The organism is Bradyrhizobium sp. USDA 372 (assembly GCF_053629095.1).
The window spans coordinates 4,389,607-4,411,356 of sequence record NZ_JBRJHR010000001.1 but is presented as its reverse complement, the minus strand read 5'-3'; the positions used below and the strand labels follow the sequence as shown (position 1 = coordinate 4,411,356).

Here is a 21,750-nt window from a genome sequence, read left to right as displayed (position 1 = left end):
GCGCCCGCGGCCTACTTGCCGGTTTTTTGAGGAGGTAGGCCTTTTTGAGCGAGGGCTGGGACGAACTTCCCTTCGTGCAGCTCCATTTCCCTCTTTGCTTTCCTTTGGCGCCTTTCGAGATCGTCCCTGGTTGCGTCGTCCTGGCCACTGGAGTTGAGCATCAGCTCAATGCTCCAATATTCAGCCTTGGCACGGCTATAACCGTGCAGCGCGCTAATCAGCTCTCGCAGTTTATATCCAAGGGCCATCTTGTCTTCGTCATGCTCGCCGGTCGCGAACTCGTAGACCATGTGTACGAAGCAGAAAAACGGCGAGCCTTCTGACGAACTGCCACTTCCCGGGTGATAGGCATCGAATACTTCGAAGGCCTCTCGAATGAACCTGTTCTTCACCGGGCCAAGAAATCGCTCTTCATAATTCTGAGCGCCACCTCGGTCAGCGACCTGACCGTCGCCAAACATCTTTTGTAACTTGCCGACAACCCCCTCCATCTGGTCGGCTATGCGGGAGGATAGTCCAACGAATTCACCGGCACTTCCGTCTTCGTAGGACGGCAGCCATCGAGGCTCGACACCATCGCAATGAAGTTCGGAAGGCGTTCGGAGATGGAAGCGGGACCATTCTCCGAGTGAGACAATCGCCAAATTGGCTTCTCGAAGACGGTCTCGGGCTTGGCCGAGTTCGGCGACGACGTCTTTGACCCTTGGTGCCTGACGAGCCCGATACAGCGCACTATTGAGGGCCTCGGCCAAACTGTGGACTTCCGCACAGGCCAAAAGGCGGGGATCCTGTGCCGCCATCACCTCTCGTGCATCCGCTGGGGCATGCGCCTCCAACCGGCGTTCGAAGGGCGCCAGTAAAGCTACTGCTCCTTCGAACGCATGTTGCGGGCCCTTCGGCTCGATTTCTGCGTTTGGTCCTGGCGCAAAGTGATGGTTAGACATGTTCGTCCGCAGGCCGTGAATCGGTTTCTGTAAACCTAGCCCAGAACGGGTGAGGTTGACCGCCGGACAACTCGCCGAATCATCTGCAAACAGTGCGGATGATCACAGGATCTCCACACATTCCTTCCGCCGACGACCGAATTGCCGAAATCGCCGAGCTTTTAGCGCTCGGCCTCAGCCGGATTCAGGCCCGAAAGGCAAGCGGATTTTCCGGCCACACGGGAGATGTTTCACTCGACATCTCGCCCGACCAGAGCGGACATGCCGCGCCTTTGGAATGGAGAATGGCGGATGGCTAGCGGCGGCGTTTTGGCGCAGATTTCAGCCCTTAAGACTGCCCCCGTGGGCACGCTGAAGGCGCGCTGGCGCGAGCTGTTCGGCTCGGAGCCCCCTCCCTACAACCGCCGTTTCCTCGAAAGCCGGTTGGCATACCGCATCCAGGAGCTGGCGTACGGTGGACTGTCGACCGACACCGTCCGGCGGCTGGAAGCCCTGGCGGCCGACCTGCCAACCAAGGGCAGCAAGCGCGTCCGGCATAAAAATTCGGACCGCCCCGTCAGCGGCACCCGGCTCATCCGGGAGTGGAAGGGCGTCGAGCACCGGGTAACGGTCCGCGACGCCGACTTCGAGTACCAAGGCAGGCCGTACAAATCGCTTTCTGCGGTCGCCAGAGCCATCACGGGCACCCGGTGGAATGGCCTGGTCTTCTTTGGCCTGAAGAGCCAGCGGACGTCAGTATGAGCAAGCCGGTCGTGCGCAAGCTGCGCTGCGCGGTCTACACCCGCAAGTCCAGCGAGGAAGGCCTGGACATGGAGTTCAACTCCCTCGAGGCCCAGCGAGAGGCATGCGAGGCCTATGTCGCAAGCCACAAGCAGGAAGGTTGGCTTCTCGTTCCTGACCACTATGACGACGGCGGGTTCTCTGGTGGCACACTCGAGCGCCCCGCCCTCAAGCGCCTGCTGGCCGACATCGAGGCCGGCAAGGTCGACGTCGTCGTGGTCTACAAGATCGACCGGCTGTCGCGTTCACTGATGGACTTTGCCAAGCTGGTGGAGGCGTTCGACCGACGTACGGTCACCTTTGTCTCGGTCACCCAGGCTTTCAACACCACGACGTCGATGGGGCGGCTGACGCTCAACATCTTGCTGTCCTTTGCCCAATTCGAGCGCGAGGTCACCGGCGAGCGCATTCGCGACAAGTTCGCGGCTTCTCGCAAGAAGGGCATGTGGATGGGCGGTTGGGCGCCCTTCGGCTATGAGGTCAAAGATCGCAAGCTGGTGATCAACGACCAGGATGCGGAGACCGTCCGGTGGATATTCCGCAGGTTCGTGACCCTGGGTTCTGCCACCCTCCTAGCCCGAGAGCTTAAGCAAAAGGACCTCCGCAATCGCTATGGCCAGGCCATCGATAAGGGCGTGCTCTACAAGATGCTCAATAACCGGACCTACATTGGAGACGCCGTACACAAAGGTACCGCGTATCCCGGCGAGCACGACGCGATCATCGAACGCAAACTTTGGGACCAGGTGCATTCCATCCTGCAGGAGAGCCCTCGCAAGCGCGCGGCAAAGCACCGGGCGCAGACCCCTGCCCTTCTCAAGGGGCTCATCTTTGATTCCGCCGGCGTGGCTATGTCTCCCACTCATACTCGCCGTCGAGGGAAGCTGTACCGCTACTACGTCAGCCAGCAGACCATCAAAGGCGCGGCCGCATCCAGCGCAGCCTTCCGCGTCCCCGCAGGGGAGATTGAGGCGATCGTCGTCGACCAGGTCCGGCGCGTGCTCGCCTCCCCTGAGCTGATAGTGGCGACCTGGAAGAAGATGCGGGTCTGCACGCCCGGAACCACCGAACGATCGGTCCGCGAAGCGCTCGTCGATTTTGATCAGGTGTGGAGCGAATTATTCCCCGCTGAGCAATCCCGGATCCTGCAGCTCATTGCGGCTAAGGTGATCGTCGCCGCGTCAAAGGTTGATTTGCACCTTCGGGTGAATGGCTTCGCGTCGCTGGTCGCGGATCTCAAGGGCAGCGGGACGATCGCGGAGGCCGCGTGACCACCAAGCCCAAACAGAATGTACGGCTCAGCCGTGATGGAAGCGAACTGGTTGTGAGCATCCCGGTTGATTTCCGGCAGAGCGGCGGCAGGAAGCAAATTGTCGTACCCGCCGGCTTAGAGGTCTGGACCCCTCCTCGATCACGACCAAGCAACAGCCTCATTACTGCTCTCGCGAAAGCGCACCGATGGCGCGGACAGATCGAGACGGGACGTTATGCGTCCGCGGCAGAACTTTCGAAACGTGAAGCCGTCAACGAGTCCTACGTCTGCCGAGTGCTCCGTCTTACATTACTAGCGCCTGATCTAGTCCAGATCATCTTAGATGGTCGACAAAGCAAAACGCTCGAGCTGAAATCGCTGCTGAAACCATTCCCCGCGGACTGGGCCGCGCAACGAACTCACTTCCGTTCGTGAAGTGCGGACAGAAAAAGGGCTCGCAGGGAAAGTCACGGGACTCGGCTGCGCTAGCACGCGGAGCTCGGCGCGCTAGTTAGGTACAGTTGGGTGGGAACCCCAAACCGACACCACCAGCATTGAAAAGACTAGCGAATTTGCACCTAAAGCTTGCAGCTTTGTAGCGGTGATTTGTATTCATTGGAAGGTACTCACCGGGGCTCGGTGCATGTAATTCGAGGATTGCCGTTCAAATTGGCCCTGGACATCTCAATCATGGCCGCGCTTGCTTCATTGACTGCTCGTCTCAGGCGAGTGTCCGAGAGGCCCTATGGAAGGGACGAACGCGATGATGAGTGGGGCTAGCTCATCCGTGTGGAAGATCATTCCAATTGTCCTGTTCGTGGCTAGCCTCATGTTGGCGGGATTGGCCTACATCGTCTCTTCATCGAATGATCCGATCCAAAAAGCGCTTAAGGAGACCAAGGTCGTTTGCGGAACGGCCGTTCAAAGGGGCGAGGACATCATTCTTACATGCCGCCCTAAAAGCACGCCCGATCCATTCCCCGTCAAGAGGCTGTTCAGGCCGTGCTGAGTTTTCTTTTGCTATCCGCGGCGCTGTTTGTGATACTTTCCTCACGCTATCGCCCAACGGACAGGCATTGGGCCTACGCAACGGTGGGAACGCTCTTGGGCTTTTGGCTCAAGCCCTAGGTTGAGCGTGGGTGCAGAAGCGCAGGCGCTCCCTAGTGGAGGACTGCGGCCACCCAAGCAAACAACTGAAAATCAACACAAATCGACTTCGCTGCGTGATGGTTGCTACCACCATTTGCTACTGCCGCAAGCTCACGAGGCGATTTCAGGAGACAGCCGCCTGCCCCGCAACTTTCAGCTCATCGATTGCGAACGTTACGAGGAAATCATTGCTGCTGGGCTCCGTCCAAAACAGCGCGTGCGTTGGGTGAGTTATACGGAAAACGATGTAGGAAGATTGCAGGCTCCTCACTTCGCTCATCGTCTGCACGTTGTGGTGCGCAGTCCCATTGCGTATCGTTTGAAGAGCTTTCGCGCTGGAGTAGATAGAGGAAAATGCTGACAGTAGCTGAGTATGATTGTTGGGTCGCAGCTTCGTCAAAATCTTATTCAACACGTCGACATCGCCCCACGTAGGCTCTGCCCGTAACACGGTGTTGGTACCGCCCCAATATGGGGGATTTGCCTTGTTCTTCGCCCTTATAGCTGCGCCCGAAACGTGGGCCTCGCTGGTTGCGACCGCCAGTGGCAACACTGTGCCACTCGCAGATGTGGCTCCCAGACAAGAATGAACTACGCAAGTGCGCGCAAAGTTACACCAGGATTGCCACACCCGCGACAGAAGCCCCTCAAGAAGACATTCGTCGAGAAGCGAAAACTGATTGGACGTGGCGACAGGACCTCTGCTTGCTGCGAAGGCTCGCAGTTCCGCTGCAAGAGCGTCTAGCTCGCTCTCCAACGAGTTGAGGGCGGGCACGAGAGCCATTGGCTTTCACTCAAATTCGCCATCGAGCGCTTGGCAAAGCCAAAAAATCCGCTCGGCCCGTTGAGCCGCACGATTGCCGCCTTCGGACGCAGCTCTCACGAAATTGCCGAGCCGCCCGTTAAAATCCTTAACTTCATAGGCGATTGCCAGCTCCCTCAAAGCGGCCAAGGCGCGCTGCCTATCGGAGAAGAAATTCCCCTTCGGCTCCACGCCGATCATTTCCTGTGCGCCCGGCAGTCCGTAGCGCCGATGCATGAGGGCGCAAACGAGGGAATGAAAGACGTGCGGGCGGGTTATGTATGTTTCCTGTAACTCGGAGAAATCAGACACGATTGTTTCCAGCGCGCTTGTAATCTCTCTGTCCATAACGTCGCGAGCCGTGAAGAAAACATCGTATCGTTGGTACAGTTTCCTGAGCTTGGTGGGACTAGTGCTTACGATCCCTTCGTCGACTGCCAGCGCTAAGTCGGCGATGAACTCCGCGTCGGCCATTCGAACTATCTGTCGGCTAGTGAGCACGCGCCAGTTGACCAAAAGACTTCCATAGCGATCCAAAACCGTATTCACCCAGTCCTTGAACTCACCGAAAAACTCACTGTGGCGCTTTTCCGGTGCATTCAGCGGCAGGGTATATGCGTTCATTCGCCGGAACATCGATAGAATTTCGGAGCGGTCCGCGTTTCGAATTACGTCCACTGAAACGGTGTAAGAGTAGAAATTCTCCTGCTGCTCCGGCGTTAAATCCTCGAAGCGCTTCCCTTGGTAGCCCTCGGCATTAATTCCAAGCTGGAAGCCGTTGGCTGCGAATTCAGCTATCGTGCTGATGCGCTGCTGGCCGTCGACAATTTCGCGGTGGGGCCGCTTGGTGCGCATATCTAGCCGCTCGTGGAAATACACCTTGGGAAAGGGGTAGCCCTTCAGAATTGTATCTATGAAGTAGCTTTTGGCGGATGGCGGCCACAGTCCCGATCCGCGCTGATACTCCTTGTTCGGAACAAGGACCTTGCTCCCGTACCAATCAATCAGTTCGGCAACAGAGTATTTGCCTTCGTCAACCTTCATGTCCGCCCTCGATGTATTCCGTCCCGAACCTAAATCGAACACGATACCGGACGCGCGGGTTCGCGCCGCGTGAAGTATCGTTGATGCTCGTGGGACTACTGGCCGTTTGGCCAAAAGTGATCGTTCATCTGCCGCGCCATCAGGGCCACCACTTGCTCGGGCGCCACCGAATACATCTGATGCAAGATGGCATCAAAAGAAGAACTGCCGACGCGTAGAGATACTTCAGTTGTACCGCCTCCTTTAGAGGCCATCTCGAATTTGAAATGCAGCGAAGGGTCCTTTTCGCTGAAGTTGTTCACGACCACACGGTCCGTCTCAAAATTCCACTTCGGTGCAGTTACCCCGGACCGATAGACCTTCGCGCCGCGCAAGCTCGGCATGCCTCTGTCCTCCCCCTCCAGACAGTTGAACTCGACGAAGGATACCACCACGGCCACTCGGGGGCGAGTTTTGGGCCTAAAAAGAGAGCTTGTATAAATCCTAAATGGACGACGAGATTTTTGGTGGTCTTGGCAGCCAAGTACGAAGCGAATTCTTCTACCTTTCCGACGATTGAAACGCTTTGATTTTCAACGGGTTTATCGTCCGTTACCTGCTCGGAAAGTACAGAGGTTTGGAGAAAGGAGGGCAATGGAGCAGGCTTTAGGTGCAAACCTAATTAGCTGAGTACGGTTCAGCGTCAAAAAGCTCGGGAAATTAGCCGCTAGTTGGCACTTAGACTGACACGGAGAGGACGTTCGAAAAAGGGACTGGCGGAGAGAGTGGGATTCGAACCCACGGTACGGTTTCCCGCACACACGCTTTCCAAGCGTGCGCCTTAAGCCACTCGGCCATCTCTCCGGAGCGCCCTCTCTTGAAGGGGCGCCGACGATTTTGCAAGGGATCGGGGGATAAATCAGGTGATTTTCCGCAACTTATTGTATTTACAGCACAATATGAGGCTCGATACGTGCCTGGACGGGCCTGCCGGCTGAACCACGGGCGGCCCTGGCGCGACGATTCACGGCAAGCCGCCAAACACGACCGGGGACGCCATGACCATCACCAAGACCATCGCCGCCTTGAGCCTGATTTCGGTCCTCGGCTCCGCTCTTGCCACGCCGGCCCTGGCTGAGGTCTGCACCCGGCAGGGCGTCGACGTCAGCTGCGACGACGGCCGGCGCGGGGTGCTTTCGGGCGATTCCATCCTCTGGCCGGACGGCACGCGCTCGAGCTCGACGCCGCATCAGAGCTTGATCATCGGCAACAAGAGCTCCGTGCATGTCGGGCCCGGCGTGTTCGTCGGCCAGGGCAAGGGCGTGGTGCCGCTGGACGATCCGAACGCGCCGAACAAGCGGCAATGCGCGATCCTGGATGGCGTGTCGTATTGCTATTGAGGTTGCCGTTTTCACCTCTCCCCGCTTGTGGGGAGAGGGAGACGAGCTAGTCTAGATCAACCGCACGCCTGAGATCGCCGACTTCAGCCAGCGCAGCGCCTGCGGCGGCTGGGCTGCGAGCGGGGCCACGGCCGCCTTCTCGGTGCGGCACTTCTCGAGCTCGGCGACGAAATCGGCGGACCATTGCTGGATGGTGTGGCCGCGCAGCTTCTTCATCATCGCGTCCCAGCGCATCTTGCGCTCGGTGAGCGGCATGGATGCGGCGATCGCGATCGCGCGGGCCATGCCGTCGATGTCGTGCGGATTGACCAGCAGCGCGGCGTCGAGCTCGTTGGCGGCGCCAGCGAACTTCGACAGCACCAGCACGCCGGGATCGGCGGGGTTCTGCGCGGCGACATATTCCTTGGCGACGAGGTTCATGCCGTCGTGCAGCGGCGTCACCACGCCGATCTGCGCGGTGCGGTAGAGACCCGCGAGCACGGCCTGGCTGAAGCCTTTGTTCAGATAGCGGATCGGCGTCCAATCGACCTCGCCGTGGCGGCCATTGACGTCGGAGACGAGACGCGCGACCTCGTTCTGAAGATTGCCATAGGCCTCGATGCCGCCGCGCGAGGGGTTGGCGATCTGGAGCAGCGAGATGCTGCGCGCAAACTGCGGCTGCTCGGTCCAGAGCCGGTCGAATGCGCTGATGCGGTTGACGAGACCCTTGGAATAATCGAGCCGGTCGACACCGATCGCGAGGCGCTCGCCGTTGAGGCTGCGGCGCAGCCGCGACACGTCCGGATGCGCGGCCGACTTCGTGGCATAGGCCGCGAACTTCTCCGCATCGATGCCGATCGGGAAGACTTCGCAGCGCGTGCGACCGTGCTGCGAGATCACGACACCGTCCTCGATGGTGAGGCCGAGCTCGCCGCCGACATAAGAGAGGAAGTTCTGCCGATCTTCCTCGGTCTGGAAACCGAGCAGATCGTACGCCAGCATCGCCGTGATCAGCTCGCGATGGTTGGGCACGCCCTGCATCACTGCGGCGACGGGCCATGGCGTATGCAGGAAGAAGCCGATGGGATCGTCGACGCGGAGCTCGCGCAGCTCGGCGCCGAGCGCGAGGAAATGATAGTCCTGCACCCAGAACGCAGTCCGGGCCTTGCGGAACCGCATCAAGGCGCGCGCCATGAAGGCGTTCACCTCGCGATAGCTGACATAATCCTCGCGCGAGACGCGAATGAGATCGCTGCGCGAATGCAACGCCGGCCACAGCGCTGAATTGGCGAAGCCTTCGTAATAACCGCCGTAATGCGCCGCCGGCAGATCCAGCGTTGCGATCGCGCCTGTCCCGAGCGCCTCGATCTCGGCGAACGGTTCCTTCTGATGGCCATCACGCACCCGGCCGGAGGAACCGACCCAGATCGCACCAGAATGTTCCACCACGGGAAGCAAAGCCGCCGCAAGGCCGCCCGTCATGGGCTCATTGGGTTTGCCGCGGGCGACGCGATTTGAAACGACGATCAAGTTCACAGGTCGTCCCCTCCTGTTCATTCCGCCCCATTTAACTGCCGTTCATCAATATGGTTCCTGATCATCGTTTCAACCAATTGAAACCAAAATCGGGCGTGCGCGTTGGAACTGGTTTTCCTCACGGAACCCGGGAATATCGCTGCAAAGACAGCGTTTCCGGCCCGATTGCGCAGCACGCATCGCGGCGCGCAATGGCGCTGCGATGAAAGCCTTTATGTCTGCGAGATGGCGCTGCCTTGGTTTCACCTGGGATCGAGCAGGTGCGCCAGGAACGCACGCACATCCGCCGGCGCATCGAAGTGGCCATTCACACCCATGGCGCGGCGGCCGACCGAGAACGCAAGCCCGTCCATGTCGGGCATGATCGCGAACACGGTCTCGTCCGTGACGTCATCACCGATGAATAGCGGACGACGTCCTTTGAACGGCGCGTGCTTCATCAACTCGCGCACGCCGCTCGCCTTGGTGAATCCGGAATGCTTGATCTCGCAGACGAACTTGCCGGGCAGCACCTCGATCGGTGCACTCGGCAGATCGGCCCGGATCAGCGAGACGGATTCGTAGATCGCCTTCTCCGCATGCGGCGCCAGGCGGTAATGCAGCGCGAGCGAATAGCCCTTGTCTTCGAGCAGGATTCCGGGGCTGAGCTTGGCAATGGCGGCGAGGCGTCGCTTCAGCTCCTTGTCGAGCGGCGGCGCGTGCAGGGCATCCGCTTCACTGTCCACCGCCAGCCGCATCTCCGCGCCGTGGCCGGCGACGGCGCGAAATACATCGGGCGCGAAGATCAGGTCGATGTCGTTGAGCGAGCGGCCGCTGACCAGCGCCAGCGCCCCGGAGGTGCGCTCGGTCAGATGCTTCAGTGTTTCCGACAGGCCCGGTGGCACCCACACCTCGCGCGGCGTCGGCATCAGCTCGAGCAGCGTACCGTCGATGTCGAGCAGAATGGCGATTTCATCGAGATGCGGCACCAACGCATGCGGCACTGGCACCGTTTCCGGCGTCTCGTCGTCATCAGGTGTGGTGAGCTTCTGGTCCAACGCCATTTCCGCAAGTTCCGATTTCATCAGTCTACTCCATAAAGGCGAGCGGCCGCGCGATGTGTTCGAGCGATTTGCGCTCGGCAGCGACGGCATAGCGCCACGCCACGATCGCGGCCGCGATCATCAGGACGGCGCCCAGCAGATAGCCGGCGAACACGCTGGTGCGCGATCCCGTGTCGATCAGTGCGCCGAACAGCGCCGGCCCGATCACGCCGCCGATGCCGGTGCCGACCGCATAGAACACTGCGATCGCCAGCGCGCGAACCTCCAGCGGAAACGTCTCGCTGACGGTGAGATAGGCCGCGCTCGCGGCGGGCGATGCGAAGAAGAAGATCACCATCCAGGCGATGGTCTGCCCCTGCGCGCTCAGCACGCCGATCGAGAACAGATAGCCCGACAGCGCCAGCAGCACGCCCGATGCGCCATAGGTGAACATGATCATGGTGCGGCGGCCGAGCGTATCGAACAGGCGGCCGAGCAGCAGCGGCCCGAGGAAATTGCCGGCCGCAAAGGGCAGCAAGTACCAGCCGACGTGATCAGCGCTGATGCCGTAGAAATCGGTCAGCACCAGCGCGAAGGTGAAGAAGATGGCGTTGTAGAAGAACGCCTGCGCGCTCATCAGCGCGAGGCCGACCAGGGCGCGCTGGCGGTAGACCGAGAACAAGGTGTGGACGACCTCGGCGATCGGCGTGTGATCGCGCATTCTCAGGCGGATCTTCGGGAAGCGACCCTCGCCCGTGTCCTGGCCATGCCCGGTCACCGAGCGTTCGATCTCGTCGACGATGGCGTGGGCCTCGTCGGGACGGCCGTGGATCATCAGCCAGCGCGGGCTCTCCGGAATCCACATCCGCATCAGGAGCACGACGAGGCCGAGGGTTGCGCCGATCAGATAAGCGAGGCGCCAGCCGAGATCGGGGCCGATAACAGCGGGATCGAGCAGCACGATGGCGGCGACCGCGCCCATGGCAGCGCCGATCCAGAAGCTGCCGTTGATCACGAGATCGGTCCAGCCGCGATAGCGCGCGGGCACCAGCTCCTGGATCGTCGAGTTGATCGCGGTGTACTCGCCGCCGATGCCGGCACCGGTGAGGAAGCGGAACAGCGCGTAGCTCGCGACGTCCCACGACAGCGCGGTCGCGGCCGTTGCCGAGAGATAGAGCGCGAGCGTGATGAAGAACAGCTTCTTGCGGCCGATACGATCGGTCAGCCAGCCGAAGCCGAGCGCACCGAGCACGGCGCCGGCGAGATAGGCGGAGTTGGCGATGCCGAGATCGAGATTGGAGAAATGCAGCGACGGGCTCTGCTTCAGCGCCCCGGAGAGCGCACCCGCCAGCGTCACCTCGAGACCGTCGAGAATCCAGGTGATGCCCAGCGCGAGCACGACGCGCGTGTGAAATCCGCTCCACGGCAGCGCATCGAGCCGCGCGGGAATGCTGGTCTCGACGATGCGGTCGGTCGCGGCCGCCGCCGGGACAACGGGTGCATGGGTCAGCGCTGGGCTTTGCTGCAATTCCATCGGGTTGCTGCGTCTGATCAATGGAAGCGACCCCGTTTCACACGACGTGGACGGGGTCGATCCGATCATCGGGGTGCGGCAATCTGCCTGCCACCTGCGACAACGTTTGCGATGAGGCCGGGTTCCCGCGGAACGCCCGGGGGCACCGCTCGTTTCCGCTGGAGCCGCAAGGAGTTGGCGCATGGCTCAGGTCAGAAAGACGACACATTCTCGAAACAGCGGCCCGCGCAAGACGACCCCCAAGGCAAGCACCCGGCGTAGCGCGGCCGCGCCCAAGAGCACGAAACGCGCCACAAGGCGCTGGTCGCAGCGCGTGACAGAGAAGAGCGATGCGCTCGACCTCAAGCAAGGGGTGTTCAAGCTCACGAGCGCGAAGAGGATCGCGGCTTCGTTGAAGCGCTCGGCCGAGCACAGCTCGCGACGCAAGACCGGCGCCTATCGCTCGGCGCTGTCGATGCTGACCTTCTACATCAACCGCGCCGGCAAGACGCTGCCGAAGACGCAGCGCACGCGGCTGGAGCGCGCCAAGGTCGAGCTGAAGCGGGCGTTCGGAAGGGAGTGAGATTTGTAGGGTGGGTTAGGCGAAGCCGTAACCCACCGTTCCACTCCCGGCCGTGACATCAAGGTGGTGGATTGCGCTTCGCTAATCCACCCTGGGGTTCGTGGCGGCCTTCGGATGTAGACTGGCCGTCCGGGCCGATCCGCCGGGAGCAGCCTTGTCCACCTGTGCCTCGAGCACCGACGTAGGAACCGCGCCCCGGCGGAGCGACCGCGATCGAGATCCGGTAGGAGGTCGCGCCAAGAGCGCCGGTACAGGGACTGATCAGGATCGTGGTGGCCCGCCTTGCGAGCAAGGAGGTCTCAACAATGATCGAAGATGTACGCTGGTTCGTCGGGATCGACTGGGCAACGCGGAGCCATAGCGTTTGCCTGCTGGATGCCGCGGGAAGACAGGTTGCGCAGCACGAGTTCGACCATGGCGGCGCCGGGCTGACGGAGTTGCGTGACTGGCTGCTGGAGAAGACCAAGGCCGCACCGGGACAGATCGCCGTGGCGATCGAGATGCCGCACGGCCCGGTGGTGGAGATGCTGCTCGAGCACGGGTTTGCGGTGTTTGCCATCAATCCCAAGCAACTGGATCGCTTCCGCGATCGCTTCACGGTGGCCGGTGCCAAGGACGACCGCCGCGATGCTCATGTGCTCGGCGCCTCGCTGCGCACTGACCGTGCTGCTTTCCGTCGGCTTGTGGCAGACGATGCGGCGATGATTGAGCTACGGGAGTGGTCGCGCCTGGCGGACGAACTGCAGCAGGAACGCACGCGGCTTGCCAACCGCTTGCGTCAGCAGTTGTGGCGATATTATCCCCAGGCCACCAAGTTGACCGACGATGTCGCCGACGAATGGTTCCTGGCGCTTTGGCAGAAGGTGCCGACCCCCGCCAGTGCGGTCAAGGCCAGCGAGAAGGCCATCGCAGGTGTTCTCAGGGACTATCGTATCCGCCGTCTCAATGCGGCGACGGTGCTCGGGACTTTGCGCGAGGCACCGCTGTTCGTAGCCCCCGGCACGACGGAGGCAGCCTGCGCTCACATCCGCAGCCTGGCGGCACGTCTGCACCTGGTCAATCGGCAGATCAAAGAGGCTCATCAGAACCTGGACCGGCTATGTGCCGAGTTCGAAGGAGAGGAGAAGCCGTCGGGGCAGAGCTCGGAGCAGTGCGACGTGACGATCCTACGCTCCTGGCCAGGAATCGGCAGGATCAATCTCGCCACACTGCTCGCCGAGGCCGCAGAGCCCCTGCGCAGACGAGATTACCATGCTCTGCGCGCCTTGGCAGGGGCTGCGCCGGTGACGCGGCAAAGCGGCAAACAACGCTTCGTGATCCGCCGCCTCGCCTGCAACAGGCGGCTACAGAGCGCCGTCCATCACTGGTCGCGTGTCGCCATCCAACACGACGCTGCCAGCAGGCGACGGTATGATGCCTTGCGCAGAAAAGGACACGGTCACGCGCGGGCTCTGCGCAGCGTGGGAGATCGCTTGCTTTTTGCCCTGTGCACGACGCTCAAGCGACAGACCCCATACGATGCGGACCATAACGGCACAAAGAACTCCGCGAACGGGTGAGCCCCATTCCTTTGTTCGGCCGGGCGACCATTCCTTCGTCCCGACCTGCCGAGCGCCAGAGCGCCGCCCGCAGATGCTGTCCAGGATGCCGAAGGCACCGGCAAAGCCGGCGCGCAGCGTCCTGGACTGCATCGAGCACGGCGCTACCATATTGCCCTATAAGGACGTTCCCCTTGACCAAGGGTAGGAGGTCCTACGCGTTCTTTCCGCGGTCTCTACGCCGCCCTGATATTGCCCATGAAGCGGTCGAGCTCGGCGCGAAGACGGGTGCTTTCGCTCGACAGCGTCTTGGCCGAGTTCAGCACCTCTTCCGAGGCCGAGCCGGTTTCGGCGGCGCCGCGGTTGACCTGGCCGATGTCGGTGGCCGCGGTCTGGGTGCCCTGGGCGACGGTCTGAACGCTGCGGGCGATCTCCTGGGTGGCGGCGCCCTGCTGCTCCACCGCGCTCGCGATCGAGGTCGAGATCGACGAGATCTGGCCGATCGTCGCGCCGATCTCCTTGATCGCGGCGACCGATTCGGCGGTCGCGCCCTGCATCCCTGCAATGTGCGAGGAGATCTCGTCGGTCGCCTTCGCGGTCTGGCTCGCCAGCGACTTCACCTCGCTCGCCACGACCGCGAAGCCGCGGCCGGCTTCACCGGCGCGGGCGGCCTCGATGGTGGCGTTGAGCGCGAGCAAATTGGTCTGCTCGGCGATCGCGGTGATCAGCTTGACCACCTCGCCGATCTGCTGGGCGGCATGCGACAGCTTGCCGATGCGGCCGTCGGTCTCCTTAGCCTGCATGACGGCAGCCTCTGCGATGCGGCTGGAATCGCGCACCTGGCGGCCGATCTCCTCGACCGAGGCCGACAGCTCTTCGGTCGCGGTCGCGACCGACTGCATGTTGGAGGAGGCCTGCTCGGAGACGCCGGCGACCTGGCTCGACAGGCTCTGCGTGGTCTCGGCGGTGCGGGTCAGCGTGGAGGCCGCCGATTCCAGCTGCACGGCCGAGGCCGAGACGTTGGAGACGATGGCACCGACCGCGCTCTCGAAATCGTCGGCAAAGCGGATCAGCTCGGCGCGGCGGCTTGCGGCCTGCTCGCGGTTCTGCACTTCGCTCGCGGCGGCGTCGCGCTCGGCCTTTGCAACGGCCTGGATCTTGAACTCCTCGACGGCGCCGGCCATCTCGCCGATCTCGTCCTTGCGGCCCAAGCCCGGCAGCACGACGTCGAAATTGCCGGAGGCGAGCTCGCGCATCGCCTTGCACATCGCGATCATCGGCCGCGAGATGCCGTTGCCGAGCCACAAGGCCAGCACGATGCCGACAGCCAGCCCGCCGAGCGCCATCATCAGCATCAGCTGCTCGGTCTCTCCGATCGTCGCATTGGCGCTCGCCTCGATGCGTTGCTGGTCGGCGGTCAGATCCGAACGCAGCTCGGCCGAGAGCTTGAGGATGGTTGCCGCGGTCTTGGTCATCTCGCCGTTCAGCTTGACGACGACCTTCACGTTCTCGGTCAGCTTTGCGAACGAGGCGCGGTATTGCTTCAGGAGATCGCCGATCTCCTTGACGCGATCCGTGATCTTCTGGTCGTTCGCGTAGACGGAGACCAGCAATGTCTCGAGGAACTTGATGCGGGCGATCACGCCGTCAGCGGTCTTCGGCTCCGGCTTGGCGACGAAGGCGCTGACCGAGGTGGAGACCGCCAGATATTGCGAGGTGATGTCCTTGGCCGTGGTCTGCACCGAGGCGAGGCCCGCCAGCGCCGCGGTGTCGGCGAGATCGTCGAATTTGAATCGGATCTTGTTGCCGACACTGTTGAGCTCGTCGGCCGCGATCTTGCCGTTCTCGCGCGTCAGCGCGATGATCTCGCTGAAGACTTTCGTAAAGCTCTGGAATTCGGCTTCGAGCTTGCCGACCTGCTCACGGCGGGCCGCGCCGGTCGTCGCAGCCATCGACTTGGCGATCGCGTTCTTCAGATTCCCCTCAGCGGCCTTGGCCGCAGTCTCGTCATCCACGGCGCCGGTCAGGGTATAGGCTCGGGTCAGCCCCTGATAGGCGATCAGCTCGCGATCGACCGTCCGCGCCTGGTCGGCTTCCGCTACGCTGGTGCGGTAGGATGCCACGGCGCCTGCGATCCGCTCGAAGCCGAAATAGGCGAACGCCATGCTGCCGGCGAGGATGGCGAGCACCGCCACGAAGCCGAGGATGATTTTTGCGCGAAAACGCAGCGTTGGCAGCTTCGATTGGCTCGACTTCGATTGGCTCGACTTGGACTTCACCGACATTCCCCCACCCCATTCCATTCGCGGAAAACCAGGCGCAGCCGGGAAGCAGCCCGCTTCCCGACTCGTGTGCACGGTAACCGGCAAAGGATAAGCTGCGGTAAATTTGTGGCGCCGCAACTGGCAGTTAGGTGGCGTAGGGATTTGTTAAGGCGCGCCTCCCTACGCCGCCCGAATATTTGCCATGAAGCGGTCGAGCTCGGCGCGGAGACGGGTGCTTTCGCTCGACAGCGTCTTGGCCGAGTTCAGCACCTCTTCCGAGGCCGAGCCGGTCTCGGCGGCGCCGCGGTTGACCTGGCCGATGTCGGTGGCCGCGGTCTGGGTGCCCTGCGCGACGGTCTGAACGCTGCGGGCGATCTCCTGGGTGGCGGCGCCCTGCTGCTCCACCGCGCTCGCGATCGAGGTCGAGATCGACGAGATCTGGCCGATCGTCGCGCCGATCTCCTTGATCGCGGCGACCGATTCGGCGGTCGCGCCCTGCATCCCTGCAATGTGCGAGGAGATCTCGTCGGTCGCCTTCGCGGTCTGGCTCGCCAGCGACTTCACCTCGCTCGCCACGACCGCGAAGCCGCGGCCGGCTTCACCGGCGCGGGCGGCCTCGATGGTGGCGTTGAGCGCGAGCAAATTGGTCTGCTCGGCGATCGCGGTGATCAGCTTGACCACCTCGCCGATCTGCTGGGCGGCATGCGACAGCTTGCCGATGCGGCCGTCGGTCTCCTTAGCCTGCATGACGGCAGCCTCTGCGATGCGGCTGGAATCGCGCACCTGGCGGCCGATCTCCTCGACCGAGGCCGACAGCTCTTCGGTCGCGGTCGCGACCGACTGCATGTTGGAGGAGGCCTGCTCGGAGACGCCGGCGACCTGGCTCGACAGGCTCTGCGTGGTCTCGGCGGTGCGGGTCAGCGTGGAGGCCGCCGATTCCAGCTGCACGGCCGAGGCCGAGACGTTGGAGACGATGGCACCGACCGCGCTCTCGAAATCGTCGGCAAAGCGGATCAGCTCGGCGCGGCGGCTTGCGGCCTGCTCGCGGTTCTGCACTTCGCTCGCGGCGGCGTCGCGCTCGGCCTTTGCAACGGCCTGGATCTTGAACTCCTCGACGGCGCCGGCCATCTCGCCGATCTCGTCCTTGCGGCCCAAGCCCGGCAGCACGACGTCGAAATTGCCGGAGGCAAGCTCGCGCATCGCCTTGCACATCGCAATCATCGGCCGCGAGATGCCGGTGGCGAGCAGCAAGGCGAGGACCGCGCCAAGCAGCGTGCCGCCGACGGCCAGCATCAGCACCAGCTGCTCGGTCTGCCCGATGGTCGCCTCCGACTCCGAATCCAGCCGCTGCTGCTCGGCGACGAGGTCCGCCTTCATGGCGGTGGCTCCTTGCTGGATCGCACCAGCCGAGCCGCTCATCTCGGTGACGAGGTCATCGACCAGCTTGGCGTTGGCGATGAGCTTCTCCAGCGCTTCGCGATAGGCTCCGAGAATGATCTTGGCGTCCTTCAGGCCAGCGACGATCTTGTCGTCCATGGAATAGACGGCACCGAGCGAGTTCTCGACGAATTTGAGCCGTGCCAGCGCGCTGGTCGCGATCGCCTGGTCGGACGTCAGCACGAAATTGGTCGCCGCTGCGCTCGCAGTCTGGAACTGGGCGTTGACCTGCTTGGTGCCGAACTCGATCGCCTGCGCCTCGGAATCGGAGGCATTGTTGCCGATGTCGTCGAGCTTGTATTTCAGGAGGTTGGCTTGGCGCTGCAGCTGGTTCTGCACCAGCAGCGCACTGTCGCGCTTGGCCTGCAGCACCTTGGCGAAGGTCACGGAGAAGTTGGAGAACTCCTTGGCGAGCTTGTTGAGGCTTTCCTGCCGCGCCGGCTTCTTGGCGCCCTTGACGGCCTGATCGACGGCGTTCTTCAGGCTGGCCTCGGCGTCGAGCGCCGCCTTGGCGTCGTCTTCCTTGCCGGTGACCACGAAATATTTGACGGCCGAACGATAGGCAAGCAGCTCGCGGTCGATGTTGCGGGCGAGATCGGCCTCCGACACGCTGCTGCGGTATGATCCGACCCCGGAGGCGACCCGCTCGAAGCCGAAATAGGAGAAGGCCATGCTGCCGGCGGAGATCACCAGCACGGCGGCGAAGCCGAGGATGATTTTTGCGCGGAACCTGAGGGTCGGAAAAAGTGCACGCTTCGACGGCGACGCGGTACGCCCGGACATTCCCAACCCCCAGCTCATGTTCTTTCAGCATTCTGCGGTCCGGAAGCAGCCCGTTCCGAACCATGCGCAAAATTAGGGCAGAATCCTCAAGGGGTGGTAAATCCGTGCGGTCTGCGTCCTGAGTGGAGGCGTTCCTCCCGTGCTGATCCGGGCTGGCGCGCGACGGCTGTCGTGTTGCGGCGACCTGCAAAACGCCTTACTCTCGAATACTTATCAGGCACTTGTCAGGCACTTGGCGTTAGACCAAGCCTCGAGGGAGAAACGGAGTGGGGCAAACCGATTTCCGGTTTGGCGGTGCGTCGGGCGTTGCCGTGGCCAAGTCGAAGGCCGCGAGCGTCGATGGCGCCGTGGCCGAGCTCGCGGCCCAGCTCCCGTCCGACGGGCTGGCGCTGATCCTGGTGTTCCTCTCCCCCAGCTACGACCCCCATCACTTCATCGCCGAGATCAGCCGGCATTTCGACGACACACAGGTCTGCGGTTGCACCACCGCAGGCGAGCTTGCCCCCGATGGCTGGGACGAGAACAGCGTCGTGGCGCTGGCGTTCAGCCGTGCCGACTTCTCCGCGGTGGTTCGGCCCATCTTCAACCTCGACAGCTTCCGCGTCGAGGACGGCCGCAGGATCGGCGGCGAGCTCCGGCACGAGCTGTTGCGGGCCACGCCGCAGGTCGAGCGAGGCAGTCCCTTCGGCCTGGTCCTGATCGACGGCCTGTGCCGCCGCGAAGAAGCGGTGATGTCCGCGATCTATGCATCGCTGGACGATATTCCGGTCGTCGGCGGGTCCGCGGGCGACGGGCTGCGCTTCGAGAAAACCTTTGTGTTCTTCGAGGGCAAGGCACACGGCAATGCCGCCCTGCTGATCCTGCTCAACACCTCGTTGCCGTTCCGCGTCTTCAAGTGCGACAATTTCGAGCCGCAGGCGCAGAAGATGGTGGTGACCGAGGCGGACATCGAAAACCGCACGGTCCGCGAGCTGAACGCCGAGCCTGCTGCGCAGGAATATTCGCGCGTGGTCGGCATCATGGACGCCAAGCTCGATCCGTTCTCCTTCGCCTCGCATCCGGTCCTGGTCCGGGTCGGCGGCGCCTACTACGCGCGCTCGATCCAGCGCGTCGAGCCGGACGGCTCGCTGCACTTCTTCTGCGCCATCGACGAGGGCATGGTGCTGACCGCGGCGACGTCGCGCAGCCTGGTCGGCGCGGCCCGCGAGACGTTCGCCGACATCCGCGACCAGATCGGAGACGTTTCGCTCTATATCGGCTTCGAGTGCCTGCTCCGCCGGCTCGATGCCGAGCAGCATCAGCTCGCCCGCGACATGTCCGAACTGTACCGGCAGAACCGCGTGGTCGGCTTTCACACCTACGGCGAGCAGTTCGGCTCCATGCATGTGAACCAGACCTTCACGGGGGTTGCGATCGGAAGGCGCCCGTCGTGACGGACATGTGGCAGGGGCCTGATGCGGTCGACCAGCTCAGGCGCGAGGCCGCCAAGCTGAGGAAGATCAATGCCGCGCTGATGTCGCGCGTCGAGCGCTCGATGGACCAGCAGCTCAACGCCTTTTCATTGTTCGAAACCGCCATCGCGCTCGACCACAAGGTTCGCGACCGGACGCACCAATTGCGCGAAGCGCTGCATTCGGTCGAGCGCGCCAATGAGGGGCTCTACCGCGCCAAGCAGCAGGCGGAAGCGGCAAGCTCGCTGAAATCCTCGGTGCTGATCTCGGTCACCCACGATCTGTTGCAACCACTCAACGCGGCGCGCCTGACCCTGTCCGCGCTGACGGAGATGATGGAGTCGCAGGAAGCGGGCGTGCTGATCGACCAGGCGAGCCGCTCGCTGGTGATGCTGGAGGACCTGCTGCGCTCACTGCTGGAGATCGCCAAGCTCGACGCCGGCGCACTCAAGCCCGACGTGCGCGCGATCGCGCTGGCGCCCCTGTTCGAGCAGCTCCGCAACGAATTCGAGCCGGTCACCGCGCGGCAAGGCCTGTCCTTGCGCATCCGCAGCTCAAAGCTGGCGGTGATGTCGGATGCGATGATGCTGCGGCGGATCCTGCAGAACCTGCTCGCCAATGCCATTCGCTACACTCGCAGCGGCGGCGTCGTGATGGGATGCCGGCCGCGCGGCGGCCAGATCTGCGTCCAGGTCTCCGACACCGGACCCGGCATCGCGCAGGCGCAGCAGGAGGCGATCTTCCGCGAATTCCAGCGCGGCGATGCCACGGCGGCCGACCAGGCCGGCTTCGGGCTCGGCCTCTCCATCGTCCGCCGCTTCGCAAGCGAGCTCGGGCACGAGGTGCGGCTGTCGTCGCAGCTCGGCAGGGGATCGACCTTCACCCTGGAGCTGGAGCCGGCCGACCTCGCTGACGTCGCCGACGAGGTGCAGGAGGTCGCGCCCGCCGCGCGTCACTACGATTACAGCGGGCTCGAAGGCGCCAAGATCCTGCTGATCGAGAACGATCCGAACGGCTCGGAGGCGATGGCCGCGCTGCTGGAGGGATGGGGCTGCGACGTCGCGACCACGCGATCGGGCGCGGACGCGCTCGTGCGCCTCAACGAGCTCGGCGGCGCGCCCGATGTCGTGATCGCCGACCTCCATCTCGACCACGGCGAGAGCGGCCTGTCGGCCATCACCGACGTGCGGGAGCATTTGAAACTCGACACGCCCGCCATGATCATCACCGCCGACTATTCCGAACAGGCGGCGAAGCAGGCGAGCCTCCAGGGCCTCGAAGTGCTGAAGAAGCCGATCAGGCCCGCGGAGATGCGGGCGCTGCTGTCGTTCCTGCTGAGCTGAAGCCGCACTTGGCGCACATCAAAAGTTGAAAACAACCCCATGCACCGTACCGGTAGCATCTTACAGCGTGATATGGCTTTGACGTGTCAATGAATTAGCTGCCGCTGAGACAAGTCCCGCCTGGCAGAAAGCGGGATTCTAATCACTGCTGATCCGGCGGAGCATGCTCGCGCCGTGCCGGAGCCCCCTCGGCGGCCAGCGTCGCGAAATCGATCCGGGACATTTCAACGATGGCCTTGGTGCGACTGAGCACGTTGAGCTTGCGCAGGATGTCGGAGACGTGGACCTTCACCGTGGTCTCGGAGATATTCAGCTCGAAGGCGATCTGCTTGTTCTGCAGGCCGCGCTTGAGCATTTCGAGCACGCGCAATTGCTGCGGCGTCAGCTCGTGCAGGCGTTTCAGGAGATCCTGCGCGGGGCCGGCGGCGCGTTGCGGGCGGACCAGCCCGCGATAGGCGGCAGGGACACAGACCGCGCCGCGCAGCACCTCGCCGATCGACTGCGCCAGATCCTGCTTGGAGGACGATTTGAGGATGTAGCCGGAGACGCCGAGCGACAAGGCGCCGGACATGATCTGCGGATCCTGATGCCCGGACACGATGACGACCGGAATCCTGGGAAAGGCCTTGCGGATGCGGATGATCCCCGAAAGGCCTGTGGTGCCCGGCATCGACAGATCGAGCAGGATGAGGTCGAGCTCGGCAGCCGCCGCGGCCTGCTCGAGCGCACCGTCGACCGACGTCGCCTGAAGGATCTCGGCGGCCGGCGCCACCAACTGGAGCGCGCCCTCGAGGGCCTCGCGAAACAACGGATGGTCTTCGACGATCAGAAATCGCATCACGTGTGAGCCATTCCTGGTTGATCGGCCAGAGGATCGACGGGGTCGACGTCGAAACGAGAATGTCCCAGCCGGATCAGACCGGCTTGATCCAGATCAAGCGAGACCTTGCG

The 21,750-nt window shown here is 62.9% G+C and carries 18 protein-coding genes and 1 tRNA gene; 9 read left to right on the top strand and 10 right to left on the bottom strand.

Annotated features, from left to right (window positions below):
* Positions 1-11: 11 nt before the first annotated feature.
* Complete coding sequence (locus AB7M16_RS20810) at positions 12-800, bottom strand: hypothetical protein (protein ID WP_453945066.1); 789 nt, start codon at positions 798-800, stop codon at positions 12-14.
* 242 nt (positions 801-1,042) lie between these two features.
* Here AB7M16_RS20810 and AB7M16_RS20805 point away from each other — a divergent pair, with 242 nt between their 5' ends.
* The 4 genes from AB7M16_RS20805 to AB7M16_RS20790 are packed head-to-tail and all read left to right on the top strand — an operon-like array spanning position 1,043 to position 3,411.
* Positions 1,043-1,243, top strand: a complete 201-nt coding sequence (locus tag AB7M16_RS20805) for a hypothetical protein (RefSeq protein WP_453947326.1) — start codon at positions 1,043-1,045, stop codon at positions 1,241-1,243.
* A complete protein-coding gene (locus AB7M16_RS20800; protein WP_453945065.1) occupies positions 1,206-1,685 on the top strand; it encodes a DUF2924 domain-containing protein in 480 nt (159 codons plus the stop codon). The genes AB7M16_RS20805 and AB7M16_RS20800 overlap by 38 nt, the downstream gene beginning before the upstream one ends.
* A complete protein-coding gene (locus tag AB7M16_RS20795; RefSeq protein WP_453945064.1) occupies positions 1,682-2,995 on the top strand; it encodes a recombinase family protein in 1,314 nt (437 codons plus the stop codon). The genes AB7M16_RS20800 and AB7M16_RS20795 overlap by 4 nt, the downstream gene beginning before the upstream one ends.
* Positions 2,992-3,411, top strand: coding sequence for a hypothetical protein (locus tag AB7M16_RS20790; RefSeq protein ID WP_453945063.1), 420 nt, complete (start codon positions 2,992-2,994; stop codon positions 3,409-3,411). The genes AB7M16_RS20795 and AB7M16_RS20790 overlap by 4 nt, the downstream gene beginning before the upstream one ends.
* A 1,504-nt stretch (positions 3,412-4,915) precedes the next feature.
* Here AB7M16_RS20790 and AB7M16_RS20785 read toward each other — a convergent pair.
* From AB7M16_RS20785 to AB7M16_RS20775, 3 genes are all read right to left on the bottom strand, one after another.
* Positions 4,916-5,971 carry a DUF262 domain-containing protein gene (locus tag AB7M16_RS20785; RefSeq protein WP_453945062.1) on the bottom strand — a complete coding sequence of 352 codons (1,056 nt, stop codon included), beginning with the start codon at positions 5,969-5,971 and terminating at the stop codon, positions 4,916-4,918.
* Between the two features lie 95 nt (positions 5,972-6,066).
* Positions 6,067-6,354: a hypothetical protein gene (locus tag AB7M16_RS20780; protein WP_453945061.1), complete on the bottom strand. Its 288-nt coding sequence runs from the start codon at positions 6,352-6,354 to the stop codon at positions 6,067-6,069.
* A 370-nt stretch (positions 6,355-6,724) separates the two neighbouring features.
* Positions 6,725-6,814, bottom strand: a tRNA-Ser gene (locus tag AB7M16_RS20775).
* Positions 6,815-7,008: 194 nt separating this feature from the next.
* Between AB7M16_RS20775 and AB7M16_RS20770 the strand changes: the two genes are divergently transcribed.
* Positions 7,009-7,350, top strand: a complete 342-nt coding sequence (locus AB7M16_RS20770) for a hypothetical protein (RefSeq protein WP_453945060.1) — start codon at positions 7,009-7,011, stop codon at positions 7,348-7,350.
* Positions 7,351-7,401: 51 nt separating this feature from the next.
* Here the strand turns inward: AB7M16_RS20770 and AB7M16_RS20765 are convergent, their stop codons facing one another.
* From AB7M16_RS20765 to AB7M16_RS20755, 3 genes are all read right to left on the bottom strand, one after another.
* Positions 7,402-8,865: a trehalose-6-phosphate synthase gene (locus tag AB7M16_RS20765; RefSeq protein WP_453945059.1), complete on the bottom strand. Its 1,464-nt coding sequence runs from the start codon at positions 8,863-8,865 to the stop codon at positions 7,402-7,404.
* 242 nt (positions 8,866-9,107) lie between these two features.
* Positions 9,108-9,929: a trehalose-phosphatase gene (gene otsB, locus AB7M16_RS20760; protein ID WP_172788246.1), complete on the bottom strand. Its 822-nt coding sequence runs from the start codon at positions 9,927-9,929 to the stop codon at positions 9,108-9,110.
* 4 nt (positions 9,930-9,933) lie between these two features.
* The gene (locus tag AB7M16_RS20755; RefSeq protein ID WP_453945058.1) at positions 9,934-11,421 is read right to left on the bottom strand and encodes an MFS transporter; all 1,488 of its coding nucleotides are present in this window, start codon (positions 11,419-11,421) and stop codon (positions 9,934-9,936) included.
* A gap of 181 nt (positions 11,422-11,602) precedes the next feature.
* Here AB7M16_RS20755 and AB7M16_RS20750 point away from each other — a divergent pair, with 181 nt between their 5' ends.
* Positions 11,603-11,983: a DUF3175 domain-containing protein gene (locus AB7M16_RS20750; RefSeq protein ID WP_453945057.1), complete on the top strand. Its 381-nt coding sequence runs from the start codon at positions 11,603-11,605 to the stop codon at positions 11,981-11,983.
* 305 nt (positions 11,984-12,288) lie between these two features.
* Positions 12,289-13,542 carry an IS110 family RNA-guided transposase gene (locus AB7M16_RS20745; protein WP_172789764.1) on the top strand — a complete coding sequence of 418 codons (1,254 nt, stop codon included), beginning with the start codon at positions 12,289-12,291 and terminating at the stop codon, positions 13,540-13,542.
* A gap of 215 nt (positions 13,543-13,757) precedes the next feature.
* On the opposite strand, the gene AB7M16_RS20740 is transcribed toward AB7M16_RS20745, so the two are convergent.
* Both AB7M16_RS20740 and AB7M16_RS20735 read right to left on the bottom strand, forming a co-directional pair.
* Complete coding sequence (locus tag AB7M16_RS20740; protein ID WP_172788243.1) at positions 13,758-15,806, bottom strand: methyl-accepting chemotaxis protein; 2,049 nt, start codon at positions 15,804-15,806, stop codon at positions 13,758-13,760.
* Positions 15,807-15,965: 159 nt separating this feature from the next.
* Positions 15,966-18,005 (bottom strand): methyl-accepting chemotaxis protein, encoded by a 2,040-nt coding sequence (locus AB7M16_RS20735; RefSeq protein ID WP_453945056.1) that lies wholly within the window; start codon positions 18,003-18,005, stop codon positions 15,966-15,968.
* A gap of 266 nt (positions 18,006-18,271) precedes the next feature.
* On the opposite strand from AB7M16_RS20735, the gene AB7M16_RS20730 reads away from it, so the two are divergent.
* Positions 18,272-19,438: an FIST N-terminal domain-containing protein gene (locus tag AB7M16_RS20730; protein WP_453945055.1), complete on the top strand. Its 1,167-nt coding sequence runs from the start codon at positions 18,272-18,274 to the stop codon at positions 19,436-19,438.
* Positions 19,439-19,443: 5 nt separating this feature from the next.
* The gene (locus AB7M16_RS20725) at positions 19,444-20,799 is read left to right on the top strand and encodes an ATP-binding protein (RefSeq protein WP_439367572.1); all 1,356 of its coding nucleotides are present in this window, start codon (positions 19,444-19,446) and stop codon (positions 20,797-20,799) included.
* A 142-nt stretch (positions 20,800-20,941) separates the two neighbouring features.
* Here the strand turns inward: AB7M16_RS20725 and AB7M16_RS20720 are convergent, their stop codons facing one another.
* Entirely contained in the window at positions 20,942-21,637 is a 696-nt protein-coding gene (locus AB7M16_RS20720; RefSeq protein ID WP_453947235.1) for a response regulator, read from the bottom strand.
* Positions 21,638-21,750 lie beyond the last annotated feature (113 nt).